Source organism: Bradyrhizobium sp. NBAIM03 (assembly GCF_020194055.1).
Taxonomy (GTDB): domain Bacteria; phylum Pseudomonadota; class Alphaproteobacteria; order Rhizobiales; family Xanthobacteraceae; genus Bradyrhizobium; species Bradyrhizobium yuanmingense.
Map to the genome: position 1 here is coordinate 1 of NZ_JADYVS010000072.1, position 2,853 is coordinate 2,853.

The 2,853-nt window shown below is 61.7% G+C and carries 2 protein-coding genes and 2 pseudogenes; 2 read left to right on the plus strand and 2 right to left on the minus strand.

Annotation, left to right across the window (positions count from 1 at the left end):
• Both I6F21_RS37375 and I6F21_RS37380 read right to left on the minus strand, forming a co-directional pair.
• Nucleotides 1–128, minus strand: a pseudogene (locus I6F21_RS37375) (IS5/IS1182 family transposase); the annotation flags it as partial.
• Between the two features lie 34 nt (nucleotides 129–162).
• Nucleotides 163–321, minus strand: a pseudogene (locus tag I6F21_RS37380) (IS5/IS1182 family transposase); the annotation flags it as partial.
• Between the two features lie 183 nt (nucleotides 322–504).
• On the opposite strand from I6F21_RS37380, the gene I6F21_RS37385 reads away from it, so the two are divergent.
• Nucleotides 505–1,524: an IS110 family transposase gene (locus I6F21_RS37385; protein ID WP_225184341.1), complete on the plus strand. Its 1,020-nt coding sequence runs from the start codon at nucleotides 505–507 to the stop codon at nucleotides 1,522–1,524.
• Between the two features lie 201 nt (nucleotides 1,525–1,725).
• Nucleotides 1,726–2,853 (plus strand): IS3 family transposase gene (locus tag I6F21_RS37390; RefSeq protein ID WP_225184342.1). Its coding sequence is split into 2 segments (ribosomal slippage), with 1,129 coding nucleotides annotated over them: nucleotides 1,726–1,975 and nucleotides 1,975–2,853; the frame shifts between segments, so codons are not numbered across the junction. This gene is flagged as partial in the annotation.

Consider the following 2,853-nt stretch of genomic DNA (forward strand, 5'->3'; position numbering starts at 1 on the left):
TCGGCATTGCGCCCGCCGCCTTGCGCTGGCGGCTCGCCCGAGCCTTCCTTGAGCTTGACGCTCTTCATCGAGGCCCAGGCCTCGATCAGCGTGCCATCGACCGAGAAGTGATCGCTCGACAGAAGCTGGACAGTTGAGCGTGTGCCCGAGCGAGACCAGCAACAGGCACAAAAGTTCTCTGAACCAGGCAAGGATGCGGCGGAAGTTGTGGCCGACAGCTGAGAGGACGACGTTGGCGGCATCGCCGGCGCGGCCTTTGAGATAGCACCGGCCGAGGTGCCCTTCGGCCTTCAGGTGTCCGATGATGGGCTCAATGGCGGAGTGACCTTGCCCCCTGGACTTAATCCAGATTGAAGTTCGCTCTGGCCATATGAGGACCAGAGCATGAAGCGCAGCCGCTTTACGGAAGAGATGGGGTATTCGGTCCCGATCGCCTGACCTATTTGCTGCGCGGCACGTTTTGACTGACGATCATGGACCAACTCTATCCGAAGGAGAAACGTCATGATCTACGTCGGCCTCGATGTTTCGCTGAATTCCGTTGCGGTATGTGCGGTGGACGAGACCGGAAAGCTTATCCGGGAGGGAACGACGTTGGCGGACGCGCCATCGATTGTGCAGTACCTCGAACCATGGGCTGGTCAAGTTGAACGGGTGGGCCTTGAGGCAGGACCGACGTCAGAATGGCTGACCGCAAATCTAATCGAACTGGGGCTGCCGGCCGTCAGTTTGGAAGCCCGCCAAGGTAAGGCGGCGCTTTCGGCCATGCCGGTGAAGACCGATCGGAATGACGCCCGTGGGATCGCGCAGGTGGTGAGAACGGGATGGTTCAAGCCTGTTCACGTCAAGAGCATCGGCAGCCAAAGGGCGCGGACGCTGGCCGCGGCTCGCAAGCATATCGTCCGCTCCATCGCTGCCACAGAGCAAGTCATCCGCGGACTTCTGCGTCCGCTCGGTCTCAAAGTCGGAATCGTCTCGCGGACTCTGTTCTCGACGCGAGTTCGTGAGTTGGTCGGCGATGACGCCTTGCTGGAGGCGATCATGAATCCACTGCTTGCCGGACGCGAAGCGCTGATGCGGGAGTACGCCCGACTGCATCGTCTGGTTCTGAAGGCCGTGCGCAGTGACCCGGCTTGTCGGCTCTTGATGACGATGCCAGGGATCGGCCCGGTCTCTGCGTTGACCTTCCGCTCCACTGTGGACGATCCTAGGCGATTCCTGCATTCCCAATCTGTCGGCGCCTATCTCGGGTTGACGCCCCGGCGATACCAATCTGGCGAGGTTGATCGGGTGGGACGGATCACAAAAGTCGGAGATGGAGAGACGCGCACAGCCCTGTTCGAAGCTGCCAACGTCGTTCTCAGGCCATCAACCCGATGGTCTCCGATGAAGGCCTGGGCGGTGCGTGTTGCCCACCGGCAAGGAAGCAAGCGTGCGAAGGTCGCGCTGGCCAGAAAGATGGCTGTCGTCCTTCACCGAATGTGGGTTGATGGAACCGAATTCCGATGGACGGCGGTGGCGTAAGGACGCCATCGTCATCCCAAGAGACGCCCGTCGCGGGGCGTGGGGATGGTCGAGTTCGTATGATCTGTCGTGGCGTCCGCCCTCCAGGTCGGGTGACTACGCCGAAGAGCTTGAACCGACCATTCAACCGAATCCCATCGTGTGGCGGCTTTGCCGACCACGAACAGAAGCAAGGTACCCGCGGCACGCGCTCTTAAGGGATTGACAGAAGCAGACCGAATACAGAAGCAGATCATCGGGATTTTGAAGGAGCACGAAGCTGGCGTGTCGGTTGCCGATCTGTGCCGGAAGCACGGCGTCAGCGATGCCAGCATCTACAAATGGAAAGCCAAGTTTGGCGGGATGGAGGTATCGGAGGCCAAGCGGCTGAGGACGCTGGAGGATGAGAACACGCGGCTGAAGCGGCTTTTGGCCGACGCCATGCTGGACAATGCTGCGTTAAAGGACCTCCTGGGAAAGAAGTGGTGACGCCCGCGGCCAAGCGGAAAGCTGTCGCCCATCTCATGGAGGCCCACGAGATGAGCGAACGGCGGGCGTGTAAAGCCATCGGCTGTTGCCGCATGACCATCAGATATCGGACGACCCGGGCGGATGACGCGGCCCTACGCCAACGCATGAGAGCGATTGCCGAGGTGCGCCGTCGCTTCGGCTATCGGCGCCTGCATGTTCTGCTCAGGCGGGAGGGCTATCTGGTCAACCACAAGAAACTGTTCCGGCTCTACCGGGAAGAGAGGCTCGCGGTCCGTCGCCGTGGTGGCCGCAAGCGGGCGCTCGGGACCAGGGCGCCGATGGTGGTGCCGATAGCGCCGAATGACCGCTGGTCGCTCGACTTCGTCTCGGACCAGCTCACCGATGGCCGCCGCTTCCGCATTCTGACCGTGGTCGACGAGTGCACGCGCGAATGCCTGGCGTTGGTGGCCGACACCTCGCTGTCGGGCTCCCGGGTGGCGCGGGAGCTGGACCGGCTGATCATCGAGCGCGGCAAGCCCAAAATGGTGGTCAGCGACAACGGCACCGAATTGACCAGCAACGCCATCCTGACATGGGCCGATCAGAGCCGCGTCGCCTGGCATTACATCGCGCCCGGCAAGCCGACGCAGAATGCCTTCATCGAAAGCTTCAATGGCCGTCTCCGAGACGAATTGTTGAACGAGACGCTGTTCACGTCGCTGGCCCAGGCCCGCGTCGAACTCGGACATTGTCGGGCCGACTACAACGATACGCGACCTCACTCGCAACTCGGATGGAAAACACCATCGGAGTTTGCCTTCACCTGCAACCCGCGACGGGATCTGGCGCTGCGCTATGCCGATGGCTCCGCACCAGCTC